The sequence below is a fragment of the Kosakonia quasisacchari genome, from assembly GCF_004331415.1.
GTDB classification, from domain to species: Bacteria; Pseudomonadota; Gammaproteobacteria; order Enterobacterales; family Enterobacteriaceae; genus Kosakonia; species Kosakonia quasisacchari.
The window spans coordinates 1-22,134 of sequence record NZ_SJOP01000037.1 but is presented as its reverse complement, the minus strand read 5'-3'; the positions used below and the strand labels follow the sequence as shown (position 1 = coordinate 22,134).

Here is a 22,134-nt window from a genome sequence, read left to right as displayed (position 1 = left end):
TTACCGCGAGCAGGGCCTGTCCCTGCGTCTCAAACGTCCCCATCGCAATAAATCGGCACAGCGGCGACAGCCACAGCCTCAGGGGCTGTATCCGAACCATGTCTGGGGCATGGATTTTGTCTCCGATGCGCTGTTTGACGGCCGCCGGCTGCGTCTGCTGACGGTTATCGATTTGTTCACACGCGAATGTCTGGGGATCTGCGTGGGCCAGAATCTGCGCTCAACGGAGGTCGCAGAGATGCTGAACACCATTGCGCTCAGACGTCCCTTACCACAGTTGCTGAAAACCGATAACGGCTCTGAATTTGCAGGGAAAATGCTGGACAAGTGGGTGTATGAACGGGGGATCCGTATAGACTTTTCCCGGCCGGGAACACCGACGGACAATGCCACGGTGGAGTCGTTCAACGGCAGGCTGCGCCAGGAGTGCCTGAACGAGAACTGGTTCATGTCCCTGGAGGATGCACGGTGCAAAATCGAGGCCTGGCGCATACACTATAATCAGAGACGTCCCCATTCTGCACTGGGCTGGATGACGCCATCCGAATTCGCTGAGAAGTCTGCCGGTTGGCAGAATATGCAGCCAACATGAAGCCGGTTATTCCTGATTACGACTGGATCATATTCGGGGTCAGGGTCACCCTCTTAATTGCTAGCATTCCCCAGCACCACAATTTGTGACGGGTCATCATTTTTATAGCGGATTGTTACTCGCTGCCCCGGTTTAAATTCATCGGCATCGAATATTTTGACCACCACATCTTTCCTGGCCACAACCTTTTCCGTTCCGGCGGTGAATTCAATTGTCAGGTTCAGGGATAGCCGGCCTTCAGCGTTCTGATTTCGGTGCTGAGACGCGTCAACGATCAGTGCGGAGGTTTCAGTTCCCTCCTTCTTTATCGCCTCATTGATGCGCGCTGAGACGATGGAATTGCGAATACCGATAATGACCACCACCGTAATAACAGTGATGGCAACAATCAGGCCCCACATCGCGAAATTTGCCATTTTCATCTTCTTAAATAAATGTGGTTAACGTGCCAAAAAAAGTCCGGAGCCCGGATAAAGTTGTCTCCGCCCCGCTTACAAACTGAATTTTATTGTCGTGACGTTTAAGCTCGAATGGTTTGTTTTTGATCGAAAACGCCCCTGCTGAGATACTCATCACTGAGGTGCTTATGGCTGTTGTTGTAAAGCCAAAAGAAGCACCGGTGAAACTTTCTGACAGACCAGTCATGCTGAAAGAGTTGCCGGTAAAGCTTTCATTATGTGCCTTTGCCTTACTTTTAATGTTGGGCGCGTCGAGGTTGATTTTCGTGGTGCTGCGCAGAGTAATATCCTGCGGACTGAATATCGTAATCGTGCCGTCGTTGACATTATGCGTCCAGTTGCCGCTGTTAACGTTAATCACCACCCCGTCGTGTATCGTTTCGGCTCGGCCACCAGCACCGATGGTCGTTTCCTGTCCCTGATCATAGGTTTCCGTCAGTTTCCCCGTTACGTGATGTGAATCCCTGCCATTGATCGTTGTATCGCGATAACTGGTCACCTCAACCGAATCTCCGCCATCAAGGATCTTTAACGTTCGCCCATTCTGTATGGTGGTGTGCTCGCCATTATCAACGTTTGTTGTTCGTTTCTGATGGTAATGGAAGCTCGCATCACCGGTTACGTCATCAGTCTGTTCTTTTTTAATGGTAGTTATGCGACTGCCATCAATACTGACGCTCTGATCGTTTTCAACGGATACAACCATATCTTTTTCTGAGTGCAGATCGATAAGCTCACGTCCGGGACTGTCCTCAAAAAAAAGGTAACTGGCATTATCTTTGTGACCGTCTTTACTCCGGGTCATAAAGCCCATCACCGTGGCGGCGGCAGGCAGCTCCCACGGTGGCATACTCGCTTCATTGTAGACACGGCCAGTAATAATTGGTCGGTCAGGATCCCCGTTGATAAAATCGATAACCACTTCGTCACCCACGCGGGGGATCTGCATGCCACCAAAACCCTGGCCAGCCCATGCGCTTGAAACCCTCACCCAGCATGAACTGGTGTCATCACCTTTAGCCTGTCGGTCCCAGTGGAATTTTACTTTTACCCTGCCATATCGATCAGTCCATATAGATTCGCCCTGTGGACCGACTACACGCGCTGTTTGCGGCCCGTGCGTACGTGGCCATTCTGTCCGTTGTGCGGAACGAAAGGTAGTCTTTGCTGGAATGACCACACAATTAATTTGATGAACACTGTCGGTCATGCTGCCACTGGCGTAACTGTTCTCTTCCAGGGTGTAGCCTGCACTGACGACAAGATACTCACCGCTTTTGTCTGTATCTGACGGGTTCTCAAGAGTAAATGTATACCCGGGTGTTATGCCCAGCGCAGTGCCGGAGGCATCGATGCGTTGCTGCTCGGCCTGCCATTCTTCCTGCCGGATACGGGCATAAAATTCACCGTGCTGGTGATCAACAAAGCGGCCCGGCCATTCGTAATAATCGATCTGTCCCGGTAATGGGGACGATGGGTTCTGACGGGCCTGGAACATCCAGGCATTGGGCTTACGGAAATCGTAGTCATCAATGCTGTAGAGACCCGGGGTTACCCGCTCACTGATAGCCCACTGACCTATACCTTCTTCGCTGGTTGTTCCTCCCGAAAGGCTGGAGTGATATGGGATGACCTCATAGCCACTTACCGAATGATGATTCTCGGCCGCATCCATCAGCACAAGCGTATGAGAGTCCGCCTCATGCCGGAAAAAGAAATATATCCCTTCCAGCTCCATCAGGCGGGAAATAAAGTTGTAGCTGCTTTCCTGATACTGAACACAGTATTCCCAGATACGGTATTCGCCGGTAAGTTTATCTTCCGTTCTGACGCCATATTCAGCCAGAATGGTCTTGATAATATCGGGTACACGCTGGCTCTGAAAAATTCGCTGATTCCGGTCGCGCAGCAGTGGCCATAAGTCGGATTCAATTTTGAGAAGATAGACCGCGTAACGAACGCCGTTCAGCTCAGTATTCTGAAGGTTTACTTCTGTTATTTTGCCGTTGAAATAACGCGGTTGCACACTTTGCGTCGGTACAGTGACAGTCAGGGGTTTTCCCAGTAATGCTTTGCGATCAATACGGTCATCCTGGCTCAGCATGGTCACATTCAGTGTAAATGAACGGGACATCACTTCCGTACCATTCAGTTTCCAGAACAATAGCGATTCAGCGCCAGCGGGAGGGGTTACCGTAATGCGATCAAACATTTATCTTCTCCGTGGAACGATTTACCGTCTGCCATATGGCTGAACTGTCCATCGTCAGAGTGAGTGTCAATATGCCGAACCAGACACCGCCGTGGTATTCGAGTTCTGGCTAATATTGTGAAACGCAAAAGCAAGATGGCTATCTTACAATTGTGAATTGACTGGAAAACAGCTTTCTGCGTTTTCCTGAACCGTCACGGCTTATTTACAGACAATTCCTAATCCCGCACGGGAATTAACACATCAGGGTTTAAAGAAACGCGAACAATGAGCAGACAGCAATTGGGTCAGCTCCCACCACATGTCAGTAAATGAAAAGCGCGATGTTTTTGAGCCAGAAAACCTGATCGCTGTCGATAAAAAAATTCAGAGCCTGACACCCAAAGAAATCAAAAAGATCATCAAAGAAGTGTGTGATACCGTTTCCCGATGGGAGCAATATGCAACAAACGTTGAGTTAGATGAAAGCGAAATAGAAACAATTAAAAGCACACACAGATTGTATTTTGGAAAGGGGTTTATAAAGAAAATAGCTTCAACACTGTGATCCGGAATACGCTCTGCGGCAATGCACAGTCGCTGATATGTTCATTGTTCACCTTCGGCAGCTAGACCGTGTGGTAGATCGTAAGGCTGATGAGCTAAAAACGGGCAGGGTTTCCCCTGCCTTGTTGTTAATGCCTGAACACGTAGCCCTCAAGGAACACAAAGTCATTCATGAACATATCGCGGGCAAACGCCTCGAAATCAAAGTAACCCCGTAATGATTCAGGCACATCCTGAAGCAGGCCGCACTCCTCTGCCAGCTCGCGAGCGTAATCCTCTTCACTCCCGGCCTTACCACACCAGGCGTCCTGAAACAGGTCATAATCGCAGTCGTCAAAATAATCTGACCAGACAATAAATGCCTGCTCCATCCCGTCAGCAAAGGCGCGTTTATACGCATCGATAAAATCCCAGTCGATATAACTTTCACCGCCGAAAGCCGATGGAATACCCTCCCAGTCCTGAAACATAAATTCCGGATCGTCTTCATCCGCGTGCAGTGCATGACACGCTGCATAAAAATCATCTTTGCTATCGAAATCGGTCAGATCAAACCATTTTCCGAAAATACTACCGCAGTTGTACTTATGGTAAGTGCCAACATATACAGCAGGTGTGGTTGTCGTGCCCATCATAGATCCTCCATGGTCAATGTCATCTGTGTTCCGGCTTACGCCGTGCCGACACGACAGCCCGACGAAAAGCGGAGAATGCAACGGGCGACACCGGAGGCCGCAGCGCAGGAAAAAGTGAAGCCGGTCTGGACGGTTTTCGAGCGAAAATTGAGCGAGAGAACGACGGGAAGAACGGCGACAAGCATCATAAAAGAGACTGCGACCGGGCGAGGATGGCGGCGAAGTGCACCCTTGCATTCGAAGCGGTCGGGCTAGAGTTGAGGCACGGCGTTAGCCGCAGGCCGCACGGTACCGGTTTTATGCCCTTTCCGCTTCAGGTAACGAGAATAGATGGAACGCTGTTTGGTGGTCAGAAACAACGGAGCTTTATCTGCCTGCTGTGTCGACCAGCCAGTGGATTATTCGCCGGCATGTATCAGCCGATCCGCTTTTTACCTTCCTGCGCCCCTACACCCGCCGCAAACGTGCTTTCCGTTACCTGCGCCGTCGGCTGATTGACGCATTATTCATTCTTTTTATTAACAAAGTGGATCTGGCTACAGATATCGTGACCATTAATATAACGAAACTGGCGGAAGAACTGAGCCCGAAAGATAGCAAAGGTAAGGTAATTCAGGAACAGGCAGTAACCGTCAGTCGCGTTTCCCGTCTTGTCACCGAACTGGCAGATTTTGGCTTCATCCACGTTCCGCAATCTGAGTGGGATATCGACAGCAAGTGCCGTTTCCCCAAACACGTCATCCTGACAGAGGCTGGCTGGCGACTGACCGGAATCGATATGGATAAACTTCGGGCCGAACAGGCCGAACGGCGAGCAGCCATTGAGGATGGCATGCTGGCACCCGGGGAAACAATCAGTCTTAAGGCAGCCCGCAGCCGCTGGTATGCACGCTGCCGGATCCAAACGATTTTGGCGCGCAGGACTCATGCTGTTGAAGGAAAACAACGCAGGAAGCTGATAGCACTGCCATTTGATGAGCGTAAGCGGCAGGTATCTGAAGGGCTGCTACGTAGCCTTAAAGGCGATCCTGGCCACATGACGTCAAAGCAGTTTGAAAAAATGGTATGGGCGCAACTGTACAGACTTGGACTGGTCAGCCTTGAGCCGCCGGAAACATCTCCCCCACTTTAGACTGCCTCTTTTTTGACTCTCCGCTTCGCTGCGTAGGGACACACACGTCCTTCATTTTGTATTAACTAACTTTATCACGCTATTTCTCGCGATTTTTTCTGACGGTGGCCATGTGGTACACCATTTTCGCGACTATTTTTTATAATCCACAGTTATCTGCAAATAAGGAACCACCATTTAGCGCAATTGTTTTCAGGTTGCGCGCAATATAGTAAGGACTTCGTCCTTACCTTATTCATAAGGGATCCTTCATTCACTGGATAAAATCGGTGGATAACGGGGACAATCCCGGAAGACGTCTCTTTATTTGCGGCTAACTAACGGTGAGATCACTCAATAATTTGTTTATCCCAGCCGCATGTGATGGGACCCGGCTGTGTTCACACCCAGCAACAACGTTGCCATCAGCCCCTGAGGAAGATATGACCAAAAATTTTAGCCGCTATGTCGCGGACGATCATGTTACTCACTGTGTCGGTTGCTCCACTCCGGTACCCTTGCGGAATGATCGTTGGTACAGTTTATTGAGTTCCGTGCAGATTAACCTGGCAGAGGCGTCCTGCTGATTGGTGCCACTTTCACCGCGGGCCACCTTAACGGACCACCGGGACAAGACGGACGATGGAGCAGAATTAATACTCAGTCATTTAAAATGCCTGGATTTGTACGCAATAATCGGGAATTGGAAGAGTAAGAAGCGATCAGGAAAACATCCGCTGTGGTGCAGATCACGAACCAGATTTCTCTTTTTTGTACTGGCAAGTTATAAGAGTTACATCTAATTTGCTTTTAGCTGCTTCCCCTTACACCGTTGATGTCTGGAATATGAGAAAAATGACCGAGAATGCGATCAAAAATGAGTTGCAGGACTGGAATGATAAGCTGGTTCGGGTATGTGCTGACTTCGTGAGATTTAAAGATGACCTGGATGCTTCAAACAAAACCTCCTACGTTCAAAGCCCCCTTATCAGGAGATTCCGCGGCTTTAGTGGACTGTACGAGCCGAATAAAATAAATAAGTACCGTACTGCCAGTGCCATATGCCCTAGTGATTTTGCCAATGAGGCGCTTCCCTTCATCTGCGTAATCGATATTAATCGCGGAGAATACAAAAAATGTCAAATCAACCCGCAACTGGTTGTGTCAGGCAAATACAGAGACTATAGACATGCGTTTGACGGTGGTTATGCTGATATTTTCCCCGAGGATGTAATGAATGCGTCTGATAAATTCATTGCGGAAAGTGATACTCATTCGACTCAATATTATTATCGTCCGAAAATTTTACCACTCTACATTGCCTTAGAAGGAAAAAACCGTATTGAACTTTTCAAGCGATACCGTAGAACTATGCTGGCATGGGTAGCAGAAACCCCAAGTGTTCCAGTCTCTGAACTGACGCTGATTCAACTGAGACCGTTTAATGTATGGGCGGTATGTTACTCAGGGCAAAGAAGAATACTTCCTTTCCCCCAGATTAGTTTACCTGTCTATAAAACTCTTGGTGTAGCTGAAGTTAAGCCTGGGTGGGATTTCCTGGCACTGAGTAAGTTAAGGAAAGCCAGGATACGGGCAACGAGGCATCAAATGCGCATGTAAAGTCAATTCCGGTTTAAGGTGGCATCCCGGGGCTCAGATGTGGTTGTTCCATTGCGCTTACAAATATATAGTGGAACTGCTCATCAGATTTTTAAGACAGTAAAACATGTGACACACCAGTGCCGGAAAGAAAATTGATAGTAACAACAAAAATTATAAATATTAAAAAGGAATAATTATGCATGTTGTGACCTCGTACGAAAATATGGAGATGCTGTCACGAGAAGTATTAAAAATCTGTGAAAAGCTTTCAATAAGGCTGTCTTTAAATAGTGATTTCAATAAAATGATAACTATTTGCAGTATGGCCACAGAAATTAATAAAAATAAAGATAGTGAAGTTATGCTGAAACTTTGTCATGCAAAACGTGTTCTGAGCGCGGTCTATGATTGCAAAGACGAAGCAGATCTGCGTGAACCATTACAAAGAATCGCAGGTTCAGTTTTAGATCCATCCTCTCCAGAGCCATCACGTGGGAAGGATGCATTATTTGAGCTGGAGTTCTTCCAATATTTGAAAGCTCACGGTTATAAAGTCAGGTTAGGTGAGCCTGATATTATACTAGACGCCCCTTTTGGTGAGTGGTATATCGCATGCAAGACAATTAACTCCTCAGCTAACTTTGAGAAACAACTGAGTTCTGGATGCGCTCAGGTAACCGCCCGGGGTAATGGTTGTGTCGCTTTCAATCTTGAACCAGGAAAAGAAATACAGAATTTGCTTGTTTTAAATGATCCTAATGAAGCAGTTGAAATTGTTTCTGAAGCGCTACGGCAGGAGATAGAGGAATTCCGCCGTCACATTTTGAAAAAGATAAGAGACGGAAGGCTTGACGGTATTATATATGTTAAATCAAGGTTTACGCAATTTATCAATACCAATACCGATTTAGATGTATATACGACAGTTATGTACTCTTCTGATATCGCCAATCAGGAAGTTGATGCAGTCAGGAGATTTAATTACCTGAGCCATTTTCAGGATAATGTTATTAACAGGGGCTGGTAAATTGGGGACATATAAAAAATCCACAGGTAAGTAACCTGCTTCAATGGCGCTATCTGCTACGGGTAGCAGGCCAGGAGCGCCTCCTTAAAAGCATTTATGCAAAAATATCCTACGGTTAGTCGTAAGGCTATCCCTGCCATATCTGGTATCAGGCATACGCATATTTCTATACATTGTTGTGTCCTGCATTCCTGTCAATGCTACTCTGAGTAAAGCATTTTTTTACAGCTTAACAGTGGGTTATAGATAAAAAGAGTTGCTTACCTTGCTTTCTCCTCTTGTGGATTCATCCATGCCAGTATCTCCTGACATATGGCAGGCTCACCCAGATCTGCGATAAGGTCATCCTCAGCGCGATCGGTCGGCCCGGTCTCTACCCACCTGAGCGAGGGATGTCCAGAGGGAAGGAGTGGCCTGATAGCCGAAATTGAGGACGCGCAATTTCCAATGTAGGGCCATAACATAAGAAGCAGCAGCGCTCGCCGATCCAGGTTTTCCGAGATTTTGCGTGCTATTTGCAGCCTTTCTGGGAGCGGCGCTCGACAGGCAACAATCAAGGTTAGTCGGGAAGCAATTGATGGCTCCCGGGTTAGCAAAAGATCTGGAGTAATCATCTCTACCACTGAGGACTCCAGCACCTCCGCTCTAACCAACATTGCATGGGCAGCCCTGACGCTGACCTCATTACGACCCGGTGTCACAGCAAGCTCAAAAATTCGCTCCTGGAAGCGCTGACCACCCTGTTCAGTGATGATTTCAAACAGTTCTTCACGAACCTGTTGGTCTGAAGTCATAACAGCAATATCCAGCAGTTGTTCAAGGGTAGCTGGCTGCAAGGATGGCAGTGCTCTGATCGCTTCAACAGCCGCGCGGGCAATGGGGAAGTTATCTCTCCTGCCATAATCAAATGTGGATGAAGACCATTGATCCTGTGCAAGGCGTAACAGCACAGGAAGATGATCATGGTGAGGCCTGCCGGCAAGCAGACGAACTAACGCTTTTCGCACAGGACTGCCCTTTGCCTCGACCAGAGCGAGCAATTTCGCTGGCAGAGGCACCGAAACTTTTTCTCCGATAAAAGCGAGCGCTCTAGCTACGACATGGGCGAACCGGTGACCCAGAGCATTTTCAGCAATATCTTCAAAACCTAATGATATCGCGGCGTCTATTGCCTCGACGCACGTGTCGCGATCGTCACTATGTGAAAGTGTCCACTCGATGTCGGCACGAATTGTTGCTGAAAACTCCTGATGCCTGCTGATACGTAATTTACGCACACTCACACTGACAAAAGCAGGTTTATCCAGCAAACTGAGTGCGTCCAAAGATAACGGCGGTAGCTCCTTGCCAGAGGTTCTGTTTGCTGCATTACATAATTCCTGAAGGACTGGCTCAAGGCCTTTCAGGGTAGCCAGAATAACGGGATTAGCTATATCTCGAACCATACCCCTGCGGTCACGGAGGATCTCTGCAAGGTCAATCATGAGTTCTACGACGCGCTCATTGTTGTCCGACTGACGAAGCTTATGAGTAATATTTGATAACTCGTCGGGTATATTTTGAAGGAAACACTCCAGCGCAGCACAGCGCACCTCCTTCAGCGTCGTCCCCTTTATTAGTCTATCTATAAGCCGCTCACGATAGCGATTATCCCAGTGTTGCTTGAGTACAGCCCATAAGTGTACTTCCTCCTCTCCACCGAATGCGGCATCGAAGGCTCCCGCTATTTCATCGTCCGACGGGGGCGCTTCTTTGGTGCTATTAATTAAAGAGTGCATCCAGTAGTAGAGAAGTGCTGCAGCGTGGGGATGCTTCGCCAGGCTCATCCAGCCTCGCTCTATACGGAGGCTATTGGCATAAACCCGAAGGAGTTCCGACGCGGTATAACCCTCATCATTTTCGGACATAAACTGAGCATAGTCATCGTTGTATACCTCGTTCACGATAGAGAGTTGAATCTCGTTTGCCCTATGGTGTTGTTCGCTGGTAGAGATGATGTTTTTCACCGCGCTGTCAACAATGGGCGCGAATCCATCAAGGTCGCGCACGGCTCCGGCTGCAACAACTTCAGCCGATTCGATGAATCCTGAGTGAACGATAGTTTTTGCAGCCTCGAGATAGGCCGGAGTAAGGTCAGGAGCCAGACGTTCAAGATCGGAGACAAAAGACCTGCCGTAATGTGTACGATCATCCGGTAATACCTCACGGATAAAACGCCCTGCAATCGTCGCAATTGCTGGGTCTGCACGCAGGCGTTCATACCAGGCATCTGCATGATCAGGACATCCCCACATTATTTCTCCACCAAAGTCTTTGTCAGGCCGGTGCAGGATAAAGCGAGCGAACTCCGCACCATTACACGCTGGCGATCCTGCGGCTTTAGCAAGCTTCAGATACTCGTTCACGTCGCAGTCAGGATCTTTTAGCTGTTCTGATAACCAACTATCAATCCTGGCTGCTGCTTTGGGTGACAGTCTGAGTGTTAGTTCCGGTAAACGCTTTACAGCCGCGACGATGCGCGTTGCAACCCCTGCACCCCATGCTTCCGCCTCTTCCTCTGTCAGGACATCAACGAGTGCGCGCAGTGTCAGCGATACAGGAACCGCAGAAAGCCTGAGTGCACGCTCCACGCCAGCCTCCACCCGGGGGTGGTAGTACGACACATGTCCCGCCCCGGAACGCAGATTACGTGCGGCGACAAAGAAATCAACTAATGGAGTTACCCCTTTCTCCAGAGCCTGGTGATGACAAGCAAGCTCCGGTTCCAGGTTGCGTAGAGCCTCAAGCGAGAGGCGATCGCTCGCTTTGAGAAATGCCCAGATGACGGCAGCAGCATGAACATCGCCCCGCTCCTCAATCTGCAGCACCACAGTGTCTTCAATTGATTTCTCATAGGCCCGGGCTATCGCCTTTCTGATAAAGCGCTGTTCCTGATCCCTCTTTAGAGGCCCCATGGTTCGAAGGGCGTCGAAAAACTTCTCGATTTCGAGTGGTGTCGCTAACTTCTCAAGCACCTGCCATTCTGAATCGGTCGCAAGCGGTTGAATGTCTCGCGGCAGCGTTTTGATTCTTGAACGATACAGCCGCTGACGCTCAGGCTTGCCATAATTTTCCGCTTCAAGCGGGACTATCCACGGTTCGACAGACTTCATCGCGCCAGATGCCATCGCTACGTCTTTCCTGCTCGTAGCGATGATAATGCGGTCAGCGCGAGCCTTTGACAGGCAATCCGCCAGTTGATCGTTCCAGGGACGACTAGTGGGGTCGAAGTTATAGCGGCCCCAGGGGTCTTCGATATCGTATAAAACAGGTGGAGACGTCCGATCATTGCGTAATTGTTGCGGTCCATTGGTAATACGTACGCGGGTTAACCCGGGCATTTCCCGGCGAAGTTCCTCATAGAGTTTGTCCGTCGCGAGCGTTTTTCCTGTTCCCGATTGCCCGATGATAATTGCGGCATACTTTGGCGATCCAATAGTCGCACGCAATTCATGCCAGTTTCTGGGATGCACATATTCATCGAGTTGAGGCGTACTGGCGAGATAACCGCCATGGTTTTTGATAATCTGGGCGAGATCCTCCCGCCGCCATCGGCCTTCGCCAACATGCCGGACGCGCAACCATGCCTCATGGCGAAGAAACTTTAAACACTCGACCCAGCGCGAGTTTGGCACGCCAAAGCGATCAATAAGTATTCGCTGTATATCAAGAACCAGGTGCTTCTCATCCATATTACCGATAATGGCGACACGTCCCGCCGCACCTGCTGGCAGCGCTTTCACGACTGAAGCGGACATCCTCCCTTCTCTCGGCCAATTCCCGGCGCGATTCACGCTCAAATCTCGTGTTTTACCGTTTAACGCCGCACTTGTTACAAGGAGATAGCGCACGGAAGGATCAGCCAGTCTTTTCGCAGCCGATAATCGGGTTGCACTTCCATGGTTCAGAAGGCGGACGATGCCGTTAACAGTCCATGCATCCCCGTTGCGAAGCTTTACCTGCACGACGAGGGTGTAACCATTAAGCCCAACACGCGTCACCACACGTCCCGGCTCATCGTCCGCAAGTATTGCTTCAAGATCTTCCTCGCTGCCAGGCTCAAGTTCGATTGACTGGGTCAGGTTAGAGTTGAGCATCAGGTCAATAGCCAACCAGATGGAGACATCAATTTGATAATCGTATCCAGCGAGTGCCTGGGAACCGGAACCGGCTAAACCGTCCGATTCGAATTCCTCGTCCTCATTCTCTTCAATTTCCATTGATTGCTATCTCTATCAACGAGCCAGGCAGGCATCTAATATGTGGTCAGAGTGTGAGTACTTATAACCTTCTTCTGCGAGCGTTAGTGTATCACTTAGGCTCAATAATATTGCCTCCCCTGTTAGCATTCCTCTGCGCCAACGATATAAGTCATTACGCCACCGATTACTATATCCTGTTAACCAATGGGGAATGGGTTAACCATCGCGCCGCTTGCTTTATTCATTCAGAGTCAAATCCTTGTAACTACTCAGGATTGATACTGGCATGAAAGGTGAAGCGGAGGGTCATAAGCTGCTAAACAAGGTGTAAGGCGAAACAGCTTTTAACTCACTGAAAGGGTAAAGCCGGTTAAGGTGCTGTTTAAGAAAACCGTCCCTTAAAGGTATTATGTTCATAACATAGCAGCCATGAATAAAGGAGATCATGTGGCCAATGAATTGACAGAAAAAGATCTGCTGAATAATGGCTTCTCGAAAAAGAACTTATCTCGTCTGAAGGAAGTATTGACCAGGGATGAAAATGCCAGCGAAACGCTTTCAACACTGGTGGATGATCTGAGCAAGCGTTTTTACGCCGGGGTTATTTGTCTGATTCTTATTCTGGCTCCGCTGATTTTCCTTCCCGTCTTCTATCCGCCTTCGCTGCTGCTGTATTACTTACCTGTCGCAATCTTTGGTGTTATTGCGGTCTGGTTTCTGATACCGCCAGGCCTCTCCTGGAAAGCGCATAAAGTGATGAAAGGTAGATAAATATCACTGCTGTTTTTCGTCATTCTACAGCTGGTACAGGGTATGGCCAATTTTTGCACCTTTCCATGTTGCCCCGGCGCCTTTAATGGCCAGTGCGGTCCGGCTCATAGTGGATACCTGTCTCATAAAGTCCGGAGCGGGATATAGGTACAGTCGCCACGCATCGGGCTTTAGTGTCAGTTTGAACATGCCGTAATAGGACGTACTGAGATCGACCAATTGAGCCATTCGGTCATATCAAAAATGAGAACGACGAATATAGCTGAACAACGGATAATCCCCCAAGAATAGTAGGCTTCCCCGTTACTTTACCCAGTCCTCAAGCTTCAGGCCCGGAACCCTCTCAAACTCTCTAACATTATTCGTCACCAGAATCGCGCCCACCGACACAGCATGACCTGCAATCGCCGTGTCGTTAGGGCCAATCGGCGTGCCAGCCGCAGCCAGTGACGCCTTGATCTCAGTGGTGGCGTCAACTGCCGCCCGGTCCCAGGAAAGGACGGCATCGAGACGTGCACAGAACGCGTCGACCAGCTGATCATGACGGGGTGAGGCCTTTTTGCCGATCGCACCAAAACGCATCTCTGCATAAGTGATGGCTGACACCACGATACGGTGGTTGCGCATTACCGCCTGCTCCAGGCGATTAATGACAGCTTCCGGCTGCTCGCGCATGATGAACGAGCAGATATTGGTGTCCAGCATATAAGTTTTATTCACAGATCAAATCGTCCCTCGTCGCTGACAACGTCCTCGCGCTCCGCCATAAAATCCGGATCGGCCTTTTCCAGCTGGCCGAACGAGCCCCAGGTCGGACGGACGGGACGCAGGATGATGCGATCCCCTTCCCGGACGATTTCCAGCTCGCTCACCCCCTCAAAATCCAGATCGCGAGGCAGGCGGATGGCACGGTTATTACCGTTTTTAAAAATGGATACAGTTCTCATCATTTCCTCCTGGCCGGTCGGCCTGTATGTGCACTACGCACATATACTCAGCAAATGGATATGTTATGCATATGCTACCTTTTAGTATATACATATCCCTGTTATATGTATACCTCGTATAGAGTTTCCGGCACCGTTTTGCCATACACCTTCTGTATGCCCATGGACTGCCTCCATCCCGGTAGACGATCCTGCCCTATAGTTGGAATACCCCCCGGTACAGTAGACATTTCCGGTCCTCACGACGTGGCCTGTTCGAAAGCCTCCTGACCAACGCCGCCAGGATAACTGTGACGGCGAGCCCGGTACTAGGCGACTTCAATGTAATTGAAGGTATCTTACCTGGCCTGAAAGGCACTACTGCTCAGAGGCCTGGAATCGTATTTGCTTCTCATCAGATGATGTAACTAAAAATAATGTTGCCATGAAATACATTGCTCACATCAATGCATCACAGCGCCCTGATACCCGATAAGATGCCTGGTGGCATCTCACTTCTTCTGCCGAATTACATCCGCTGCTTAAAAAGGGTCTATACCCACGGAAAAGCCAGTAAGAATGAATGAGAAACATTCTATCGTTCTGCCCGTGACTGACAGGCTGCGTATGTTGTCGCATTATTCCGTGGGGGAGTGTACCCGTAACCTTCCGGTTCCTGACGCCTGCTGAATGAATGTGCCCTCTCCCATGTATAGAATGCGATCGGCTGAGGCCAGCGTTTCCTGGCGGTGGGCTATCAGGAGAACCGCAATACCTGAGGCCCGAAGTGTCTGCCCAATGATGATTTCGCTCTCCACATCCAGGTGGCTGGTCGCCTCATCAAGCAGTAAAAATCCCGGCTTCTTGTACAGTGCCCGCGCCAGCAAGATCCGCTGTTTCTGACCACCAGATAGCGTGCCCCCGGTTTCGCCAATCAGTGTCTGGTATCCCATCGGCATCGCCATGATATCAGCGTCAATAAGCGCCATCCTCGCACACCAGGCCATTCGCTCCTGATCCCGCACCTCGTTGAAGAAAATGATATTGTCAGCAATCGAACCCCGAAACAGCTGATCTTCCTGGAGAACGGTGCCAATTCGCTGACGAATCTGAAAATAATGTGGATGGGTATGAGGCACCCCAAAAGTGCGGATCATGCCGCTTTCAGGAGTGTGGATCCCCAGAATAAGTTTAACCAACGTGGATTTGCCGCAACCTGATTTTCCCGTGATGGCCACGACTTCCCCGGGGTTCACCGCCAGCGATATATCGCTGATGATTTTCTCACCTGAACCTTTATGACGAAACGAAACACTTTCCAGTGTCAGTGGAGGTCCCACCTCTCCCGGAGAGAATTCCCGGATAACGGGGGAATAGTCCCGATGGATCTCATCTGACGGAAGGGGCTGATGAAGTTGTTCTTCTGTCCGGCTCAGCACAATATCCGCCAGGCGCGTATTGTAAATATCCAGCATACGCCAGGAAAAAAACGTGTCCGTCAGGCTGCTGATGCTGCCAGAAAAGCGTCCCTGATAGGCCAGATAAGCGACCAGCATCCCTACGGTGAAGGAACCGTCCAGCACCGCACCCGCGCCTTTCCAGAGAATAACTGCGGTAACCACACTGCCCGTCAGGGTGTGCGCAATGTCATACCACATCATCAGGCGGCTCTGGCGTAACTGCGTATTTCTGCGAACGACATTGAGGTTGAGCCAGGCGGCCTCCCGGTGCGGCATAACGCCGTTGATCCTGAGGCTTAGAATACCGCTCAGGGTCTCGAGAAAATGTCCGGATTCGCGTGCTTCTGCATCCCATGTGTCCTCCGCAGATTGCTTCAGTGACGGATACCAGAGAGCTCTAAGAAGTCCGTAGATGACGGCTGCCAGAACCGCAATCAGCGTCATTCCCGGGCTGTACAGCAGCATCATCGTAAGCGAGGTGATCACCAGCAGTACATCCAGAACACCCGCCAGCACCTGGGTAGTCAGCGCGTGCTGGATACTGTCCACCGCACTGAAACGAGCATTAATACTTCCCCGGCTTCGCGCGTCAAACCAGGACAGGGGAAGCCGCACCAGATGGTGAAAGACCCTGGCGGTCCACTGCATGTTGAAGTTTACCGACAAGGTGATGGTCGCCCACTGCCGGGCCAAGGAGAGCAGCATCTGTGTCAGAGTCAGCAACAGCAATGCAGCGATAACCAATGTCAGGAGATTTCTGTCAGCGGTAACCAGCACCTCATCAATCACCAGCTGATTAAGAAGGGGGGCACCCAGCGCCAGAATTTCCAGCGCCAGTGCGAAAATAAAAATGCGCAGCATTGCTGGCACCAACCCGGGGGTTTTGCCAGTCAGCTGGCGCAGGTGAATTTTTTTCCGTTCATCCCTGGGCGTGAAGTCCGCAGCGGGAGTCAACTCCAGTGCCACGCCAGTAAAATGTTTCCCTGCATCCTGAAAGGAAAGGATGACCTTTCCTCTTTCAGGATCGTGCAAGATGAGCTGGTTTCCCCGGATTTTGTGAAGAACCACAAAATGGTTCATATTCCAGTGGAGAATGCACGGCAGCGCGAGCAACTTTAGGTCCCCCAACTCCAGCCTGACTGCTCGTGACGACAAGCGGAGACCTGAGGCGCACTCCGTCAGTCTCTGCAGGGTCATTCCCTGTGTGCTGACCGTAAATCGTTCCCGCAGGGTCGGTAAATCGGTGTTAAGCCCGTACCAACTGGCCATCATTGCCAGGCAGGCTAACCCACATTCTGCAGATTCAGCCTGACGTATCACGGGCAGGCGTTTTCTGCCGCTCCAGTTCAGCGATTCCATTACAGTTTTCCTTTCACAGTCCAGAGCGGTTCCGTCAGCCACTCCCACAGATAACGGGTATCAAGACTGACGTCTCCTTCAAGAGTCATGCCCGGACGCAGCGGCTCCTGTCTGCCATAGGCTTTAATAAATGTCTGCTCCGGCTCAACAATAACCCGGTAGTGTCCCTCATTTTCTTTCCAGGTTACCGGGGAGACGGAGAGCAAATCTGAAGGTGTCAGTGTGGTACGGCTGATTTCCCGAATGGTGCCGTACTGTACGCCAAACTTCTGGTAAGGGAACGCGCTGAAGCGAAGCGCCACGCGTTGCCCGGGCTGAATAAACCCTGCGTTCTGGCTGGTAGCATAGAGTTCGACCTGTAGACGGGCATTATCGGGAACAAGGGTCATAACCGGTTCAGTTGCACGAACGGGTTGCCCTTCTTTGACCAGGATGGCAGCAACAGTACCGGAGACCGGAGCCGTTAGCATAAAATTTTCCTGGCTGGCCAGTTCTACCTGCTGCTGCCTGATCCCCTGAAGCTGCCGGTCGAGCTCCTGCTTCCGGCTTTCCCCAAGTGTAATCAGATGCTGAAGCTCATCTTCTGCCGCCTCTTTAGCCGTACGGAGTTGCAACAGGACCAGTCGCTGCTCTTCAACATTTTCATTCGCGGCAGAAACGGCCATTTGTCGCTGCTGATATTCAATATCTGAGACATAGTGACGGGGAACGAGGTCGCGATAACGGTTCATCACTGAGACAGAAAGTTGTGCCTGTTGCTCTGCCTGAGTCAGGCGCTGCTGCGCGCTCTGAAGCTGTGGCTGAAGAGAGGAAAGTCGCTGCTGGAGCCCCTGCTGCTGCTGGCTGTTATCGCGCGTCTCTAGCCGCTGTTGCGATTCAAGCATCTGATATTGTGTATTTAGCGAGAGGCGTAACGCCGCCAGCGTACCAGCCCCCTGTCCATCGTAATGTTCGCCGCTGATATAATAGAGCGGGCTGCCGATGGTCACACGCTGTCCCTCAGCAGTTTTCAGCGCTGTGACATACCCGGAATATTGAGGAATAACCTTTATCAGCCCTGAGGAAGGCATGATAATGCCAGACAGGTGGGCTTTACGAGTGTACTGGCTGCAGCAGAGGAAAATAAAAATCAGAACCAGTAAACAGAGTGTCAGCAGCGCACTTAATGATGTTCCGGAAGATGTAGGAATAATAATTTCACCCAGCGCAGTGTCATTCTGGTGTTCTACAGCTTCCCTTCTGAATAAGGTCATTTTATTTTGAGCTTACAAAGTTTAGGACAAGAACAAAGGCATTCATTGACGAATGCAGAAGCATGGAAGGTAATAAGCTTCCAGACTTAAACCTTGCAAAAGAAAGTATTAAAGATACGATGAATAACACAGAGAAATCCAGGATGCCTGAATACTGCGTATGCATGCCACTGAAAATAACAGATGATAACATTACCGGAATTACAAGGTTACTTTTAAATAAACCATGAAAAAAATCAACAAGGCAGCCCCTGTAAATACATTCCTCGTAAAAAGGAACAATTAAGGCAGTAAACAAAAATGGAACTATTTGGCTTACAGAAAACTGAACAGACTCAACACTGGCGTCCCTCTTAACGTAAACAATTAATTGAATAAAGAAGATTAAGGACAGACATTTAAAAAATGTTCCTTTATCGCCAAACCGCCAGGTGTTCTTATAAATAAAAACAGCGACCACCAGTCCAAGAATGAACTCTAGCAAGCACATCAGGTACAATGAGTTTTCCAACCCAATCCACTTTATCGTCAGAAGAGGTAGTGCGGTAATACCGATAGAAAAAAGAACGGGCGAAAAATATACAAACAATTTCTTCCTGAAGATCACGTTACATCCTTAATTCAAATTATCATTACTTCAACATATTCCGATGAGGACTATAGTGCTAATATTACCGAACCCTTATTTATTATTTTTCATTATCAAATTATGCTCGTATCCAGTCAGTCTAAGATAGAATCGAATTCCCCACCGGGTTACAGCTATCAGTACGATGATCATAATCGTGAATTTAGAAATCCACTCACTTCTGGATACTACATACATATCAAGTACTTTAGCGTACTTTAACAGCGTAAACCCAATGAGAAACAGGCCTAAGTAAGTTACATAAAAAAATATTTTCTTCAGAAGAATCATTTTTAACTATGCCGCCTGTTTTGACATGCAAGATAAAATCCCACTGAGACAACATTATCTCATGAATAATAATGCAATATTAAAAGGTGAGGTAATATCAGTGGGAAGTAACAATATTAATTATTCATCACCAATGACATTGCCCGGCGAAATCGTTCGACTTATCTTTATTGCCATTGCCACCTTTACTGCTAAAACTGTCTTTGGTGCACTGACCACCGATCATCCCACCAACAATCCCTAAAGCCATTCCCGCAGGTCCACCAAGAGAGCCAGCAACCAGGCCACCAAATATTCCGGCGCCACAAGAATCTACGCCGCTATAAATATCTTTTCCGGATGAATGACTAGAACCTGATCGATTGCTGCTCCCTCCCCGGGAACTGCCACCCTCATAGTTACTGTTTGCGTTGCCACCACTGACCATGGCAATTTCTTCCAAATTTAATTCTCTGATACTTAACATAAAATCCCTCTATGTATGAGTGTTTGTGTTTTGCACAAAGTGCGATTTGGTTATCCCACAAGCAAAATGTCATTAAAAATGGATTATTGTAAGTAATTGTAAAGACGGGCATCCATACGCATTTCTCGGGCAAAAAAGTATTGTTTTTTACATTATCACAACTATTTAGCCCATATATAATAACATTGATATTTTAATCAAATAGTGATAAATAAAAATTTTTAGTACAAAGATGGGTTTTAAAATGGAATGGAGATATTTAGGTTCTATATCAGATGCCAGGAAGTCTGGCTGTAGTGGAGTTTATCTTATCGTTCATCAAGGGCTTTATAATCGTGTTGTCTATGTTGGGGTGAGTTGTAATGTTGGGAGAAGGATAAATGAACATTTTGAAGGTTACCTGAGAGGAAACCGAACAATTTATAATGCAGGTCACAATGATGACGTATATCTTTTTATGTCAACTTATAAAATCCACAACCATATAAAATACTACAAGTCACTAGCAAAGGATTATAAAATATGGGCATCGACCACATTACATTTTGATATACCTAAGAATATATTAGCAAAAAAACAGGATTTTGATGCCGCCTGGGAGAGCATTGCACTTGAAAAGTATATCCCTCAACTGAGGGTATGGGCTCTTCCAATGGCTAATTACTGTTATTCAAATGCAACTAGAATTGAAAGTGTAATCCAGACAAAACTCATTAAATCTTTTGATTTGAGGGGTTTTTTTAATGTTAAATCCTTAAGTATTTTAGGCAAAATTGAGCACCCCTATTTAGAGAAGATTAGAGATTTTATTATTGATTCACCCGATGTTGACTCGGCATCCCGACTTATTTTTAGCAACTTGTACACTAAAGAGACTGATAGCAACTTTAGTAAAGAGTTCTTTTCACAATTTGAAAGTGAAATTTCTCAAAGGATAAAGAAAACTCAGAAAAAGCGAGACATTTGGGAATATAAGATTTCTCTTTATAAAAACCATGGCAAACCCTGGACTTTAAAAGAGATGGAAAAACTAAGAGTCATGCTAGTAGATTTTGAAATGTCCCCAACAGAAATATCTGATTACCTTGGAAGGGAGCCACGCTCTATTTCTAAAAAAATAATAGAAAATGATAAAATCACCAATAATAAGTGGAGAGAGAGTGTTGGATGGTTGTGACGATGCATATTTACTGAAATAAACGAATCAAGCAATGTCCGTTCTTTCCATCAAAAGGTGCCAGCAAATTCAATTCATCAATTTTTTATTTGTCTATAAAATTATATCAATGGTTTTTCCCCACCATTTCACATTCGATGCTTCATTTTCTATGTGTAAGCCTCTGTTAAGTAAAAAGTATCCTGGACGCAACTCTATTTTTTATTTATTTAAAAATCAACCCTCTCATTTATTGCCTTTTATTCATCCTTACAACCACTTAAAAGAAATTGTTAATTTATTATGTAATAAAAATAATGCATACTTTGAGTCCATAAACTACTCACCCTGATGAGTTAAAAACCAACAATCGAAATTTTTTCACTGGAGAGTTAAATCCCCCCTTCTTATTTCGCTTCGTTTTTTATAATTTTCCCATGTTGAAGATATATCTGAAAGTTAATGCTAAATATTTAACTGAAACATATGTTCCTACAGGAATAACAACCCATAAAATCATAAGAGAAAATATTTTTGGTATGCTGTAAAACCAATAAACCACCATCCCTAAATTTAAATACAGCACAGGAACCACCAAAAATGATATAAACAAATAAAAGTAATGCCATTTTTTCTCAACGCACATCACAATCACCTTAATATAACATATCAGAACCAGCAGACTGGTTCTGATATTATATAAATCAACTGGGTTACCGGCAGGTTCCACCGAAGCCGCCATCACTGCAATTACTACCGCCCCGGTTACTGGAGTTGCCGTTATCTGAGCCTTTAAAACACCCGCCAGCAATAACCCCTCCCATCAGGCCTCCTGCAAAACCGATCGGATTGCCGGTCGTGAGGCCCCCGATAAGGCCACCTGCTACACCATTCGAACAATCACCTTGACCCAAGCCTTGATTTTTTGCTGCGGTGTTACCCAGTCGCCCGTTAGCCTGTGCACCGTAGCCAATTCCTCCTGAATACCCGTTATCCGGGGAGCGACCATAATTGTGTTCATGATCTCCTGAATTGCCACCACCACTTACCTGAGCTATCTCATTTAAGGTTAGCTCTATGATATTTGACATAAAATCCCTCTTAAATTTAATTATGCAGAATGTGCTGTTTGACTATTACATGTGCAAAATATGAGTGAAAAGCGAATGTTTGTAATATTATGTAAATTTATAATTAATCTCATTTTACACTTTCTGAAGGTAATACTGTGCAGTTCTGGGAATGTTTACAATCGTTTTGATCCAGGTCTGTAATGGGAATGACTTCGCATCGTGGATCACCTGTTTTTTTAATATATGAGTTGGCATCCCGCCCCCTATAACGCACTGCCAGTCCTGCCCCCAGACTTAGAGCGTATCGAAACACGTTAGGTGCTCAAA

At 47.6% G+C, this 22,134-nt stretch carries 19 protein-coding genes; 7 read left to right on the top strand and 12 right to left on the bottom strand.

What is annotated here, in order from left to right; all coding sequences use genetic code 11:
- Positions 1-592, top strand: a 592-nt coding sequence (locus E0L21_RS23895; RefSeq protein ID WP_131413722.1) for an IS3 family transposase, incomplete at its 5' end; no start/stop codon positions are given.
- A 53-nt stretch (positions 593-645) separates the two neighbouring features.
- On the opposite strand, the gene E0L21_RS23890 is transcribed toward E0L21_RS23895, so the two are convergent.
- Positions 646-1,008 (bottom strand): DUF3592 domain-containing protein, encoded by a 363-nt coding sequence (locus tag E0L21_RS23890; protein WP_131413721.1) that lies wholly within the window; start codon positions 1,006-1,008, stop codon positions 646-648.
- A gap of 10 nt (positions 1,009-1,018) precedes the next feature.
- Positions 1,019-3,262, bottom strand: coding sequence for a type VI secretion system Vgr family protein (locus E0L21_RS23885; RefSeq protein WP_131413720.1), 2,244 nt, complete (start codon positions 3,260-3,262; stop codon positions 1,019-1,021).
- A 301-nt stretch (positions 3,263-3,563) separates the two neighbouring features.
- Between E0L21_RS23885 and E0L21_RS23880 the strand changes: the two genes are divergently transcribed.
- The gene (locus E0L21_RS23880; protein WP_131413719.1) at positions 3,564-3,809 is read left to right on the top strand and encodes a hypothetical protein; all 246 of its coding nucleotides are present in this window, start codon (positions 3,564-3,566) and stop codon (positions 3,807-3,809) included.
- A gap of 127 nt (positions 3,810-3,936) precedes the next feature.
- Here the strand turns inward: E0L21_RS23880 and E0L21_RS23875 are convergent, their stop codons facing one another.
- Positions 3,937-4,443: an antirestriction protein ArdA gene (locus E0L21_RS23875; protein ID WP_131413718.1), complete on the bottom strand. Its 507-nt coding sequence runs from the start codon at positions 4,441-4,443 to the stop codon at positions 3,937-3,939.
- Between the two features lie 370 nt (positions 4,444-4,813).
- On the opposite strand from E0L21_RS23875, the gene repA reads away from it, so the two are divergent.
- The 3 genes from repA (at position 4,814) to E0L21_RS23860 (ending at position 8,183) form a co-directional block, all read left to right on the top strand.
- Entirely contained in the window at positions 4,814-5,575 is a 762-nt protein-coding gene (gene repA / locus E0L21_RS23870; protein WP_131413717.1) for a plasmid replication initiator RepA, read from the top strand.
- An 834-nt stretch (positions 5,576-6,409) separates the two neighbouring features.
- Positions 6,410-7,174: a hypothetical protein gene (locus E0L21_RS23865; protein WP_235855290.1), complete on the top strand. Its 765-nt coding sequence runs from the start codon at positions 6,410-6,412 to the stop codon at positions 7,172-7,174.
- A 178-nt stretch (positions 7,175-7,352) separates the two neighbouring features.
- On the top strand, positions 7,353-8,183 hold the full coding sequence (locus E0L21_RS23860) for a hypothetical protein (RefSeq protein WP_131413715.1): 831 nt from the start codon (positions 7,353-7,355) through the stop codon (positions 8,181-8,183).
- Between the two features lie 260 nt (positions 8,184-8,443).
- Here E0L21_RS23860 and E0L21_RS23855 read toward each other — a convergent pair whose 3' ends face one another.
- A complete protein-coding gene (locus E0L21_RS23855; RefSeq protein ID WP_131413714.1) occupies positions 8,444-12,442 on the bottom strand; it encodes a hypothetical protein in 3,999 nt (1,332 codons plus the stop codon).
- Between the two features lie 429 nt (positions 12,443-12,871).
- Here E0L21_RS23855 and E0L21_RS23850 point away from each other — a divergent pair, with 429 nt between their 5' ends.
- Entirely contained in the window at positions 12,872-13,195 is a 324-nt protein-coding gene (locus tag E0L21_RS23850; RefSeq protein ID WP_131413713.1) for a hypothetical protein, read from the top strand.
- A 24-nt stretch (positions 13,196-13,219) separates the two neighbouring features.
- On the opposite strand, the gene E0L21_RS23845 is transcribed toward E0L21_RS23850, so the two are convergent.
- From E0L21_RS23845 to E0L21_RS23815, 7 genes are all read right to left on the bottom strand, one after another.
- On the bottom strand, positions 13,220-13,423 hold the full coding sequence (locus E0L21_RS23845; RefSeq protein ID WP_268886892.1) for a DUF4225 domain-containing protein: 204 nt from the start codon (positions 13,421-13,423) through the stop codon (positions 13,220-13,222).
- A gap of 75 nt (positions 13,424-13,498) precedes the next feature.
- Positions 13,499-13,915, bottom strand: coding sequence for a type II toxin-antitoxin system VapC family toxin (locus E0L21_RS23840; protein ID WP_131413712.1), 417 nt, complete (start codon positions 13,913-13,915; stop codon positions 13,499-13,501).
- Positions 13,912-14,142: a type II toxin-antitoxin system VapB family antitoxin gene (gene vapB / locus E0L21_RS23835; RefSeq protein ID WP_131413711.1), complete on the bottom strand. Its 231-nt coding sequence runs from the start codon at positions 14,140-14,142 to the stop codon at positions 13,912-13,914. Before vapB ends, E0L21_RS23840 begins: the two co-directional genes overlap by 4 nt.
- Positions 14,143-14,759: 617 nt before the next feature.
- Complete coding sequence (locus E0L21_RS23830) at positions 14,760-16,940, bottom strand: peptidase domain-containing ABC transporter (RefSeq protein WP_131413710.1); 2,181 nt, start codon at positions 16,938-16,940, stop codon at positions 14,760-14,762.
- Positions 16,940-18,193: an HlyD family secretion protein gene (locus E0L21_RS23825; RefSeq protein ID WP_131413709.1), complete on the bottom strand. Its 1,254-nt coding sequence runs from the start codon at positions 18,191-18,193 to the stop codon at positions 16,940-16,942. Before E0L21_RS23825 ends, E0L21_RS23830 begins: the two co-directional genes overlap by 1 nt.
- Position 18,194: 1 nt before the next feature.
- A complete protein-coding gene (locus E0L21_RS25510) occupies positions 18,195-18,683 on the bottom strand; it encodes a CPBP family intramembrane glutamic endopeptidase (protein WP_407928694.1) in 489 nt (162 codons plus the stop codon).
- A 556-nt stretch (positions 18,684-19,239) separates the two neighbouring features.
- Positions 19,240-19,578, bottom strand: coding sequence for a hypothetical protein (locus E0L21_RS23815; RefSeq protein WP_131413707.1), 339 nt, complete (start codon positions 19,576-19,578; stop codon positions 19,240-19,242).
- Between the two features lie 232 nt (positions 19,579-19,810).
- Here E0L21_RS23815 and E0L21_RS23810 point away from each other — a divergent pair, with 232 nt between their 5' ends.
- Positions 19,811-20,755: a GIY-YIG nuclease family protein gene (locus E0L21_RS23810; RefSeq protein ID WP_131413706.1), complete on the top strand. Its 945-nt coding sequence runs from the start codon at positions 19,811-19,813 to the stop codon at positions 20,753-20,755.
- A gap of 403 nt (positions 20,756-21,158) precedes the next feature.
- Here E0L21_RS23810 and E0L21_RS23805 read toward each other — a convergent pair whose 3' ends face one another.
- Positions 21,159-21,545, bottom strand: coding sequence for a hypothetical protein (locus tag E0L21_RS23805; RefSeq protein WP_131413705.1), 387 nt, complete (start codon positions 21,543-21,545; stop codon positions 21,159-21,161).
- Positions 21,546-22,134: the final 589 nt, after the last annotated feature.

What these genes read in the sequence shown, in the direction of transcription:
- E0L21_RS23825 (WP_131413709.1), bottom strand. Translation starts at nt 18,193, where the DNA reads ATGACCTTATTCAGAAGGGAAGCTGTAGAACACCAGAATGACACTGCG.
- vapB (WP_131413711.1), bottom strand. Translation starts at nt 14,142, where the DNA reads ATGAGAACTGTATCCATTTTTAAAAACGGTAATAACCGTGCCATCCGC.
- E0L21_RS23860 (WP_131413715.1), top strand. Translation starts at nt 7,353, where the DNA reads ATGCATGTTGTGACCTCGTACGAAAATATGGAGATGCTGTCACGAGAA.
- E0L21_RS23810 (WP_131413706.1), top strand. Translation starts at nt 19,811, where the DNA reads ATGGGTTTTAAAATGGAATGGAGATATTTAGGTTCTATATCAGATGCC.
- E0L21_RS23890 (WP_131413721.1), bottom strand. Translation starts at nt 1,008, where the DNA reads ATGGCAAATTTCGCGATGTGGGGCCTGATTGTTGCCATCACTGTTATT.
- E0L21_RS23880 (WP_131413719.1), top strand. Translation starts at nt 3,564, where the DNA reads ATGTCAGTAAATGAAAAGCGCGATGTTTTTGAGCCAGAAAACCTGATC.
- E0L21_RS25510 (WP_407928694.1), bottom strand. Translation starts at nt 18,683, where the DNA reads ATGTGCTTGCTAGAGTTCATTCTTGGACTGGTGGTCGCTGTTTTTATT.
- E0L21_RS23815 (WP_131413707.1), bottom strand. Translation starts at nt 19,578, where the DNA reads ATGTTAAGTATCAGAGAATTAAATTTGGAAGAAATTGCCATGGTCAGT.
- E0L21_RS23875 (WP_131413718.1), bottom strand. Translation starts at nt 4,443, where the DNA reads ATGATGGGCACGACAACCACACCTGCTGTATATGTTGGCACTTACCAT.
- E0L21_RS23830 (WP_131413710.1), bottom strand. Translation starts at nt 16,940, where the DNA reads ATGGAATCGCTGAACTGGAGCGGCAGAAAACGCCTGCCCGTGATACGT.
- E0L21_RS23855 (WP_131413714.1), bottom strand. Translation starts at nt 12,442, where the DNA reads ATGGAAATTGAAGAGAATGAGGACGAGGAATTCGAATCGGACGGTTTA.
- E0L21_RS23865 (WP_235855290.1), top strand. Translation starts at nt 6,410, where the DNA reads ATGACCGAGAATGCGATCAAAAATGAGTTGCAGGACTGGAATGATAAG.
- E0L21_RS23885 (WP_131413720.1), bottom strand. Translation starts at nt 3,262, where the DNA reads ATGTTTGATCGCATTACGGTAACCCCTCCCGCTGGCGCTGAATCGCTA.
- E0L21_RS23845 (WP_268886892.1), bottom strand. Translation starts at nt 13,423, where the DNA reads ATGGCTCAATTGGTCGATCTCAGTACGTCCTATTACGGCATGTTCAAA.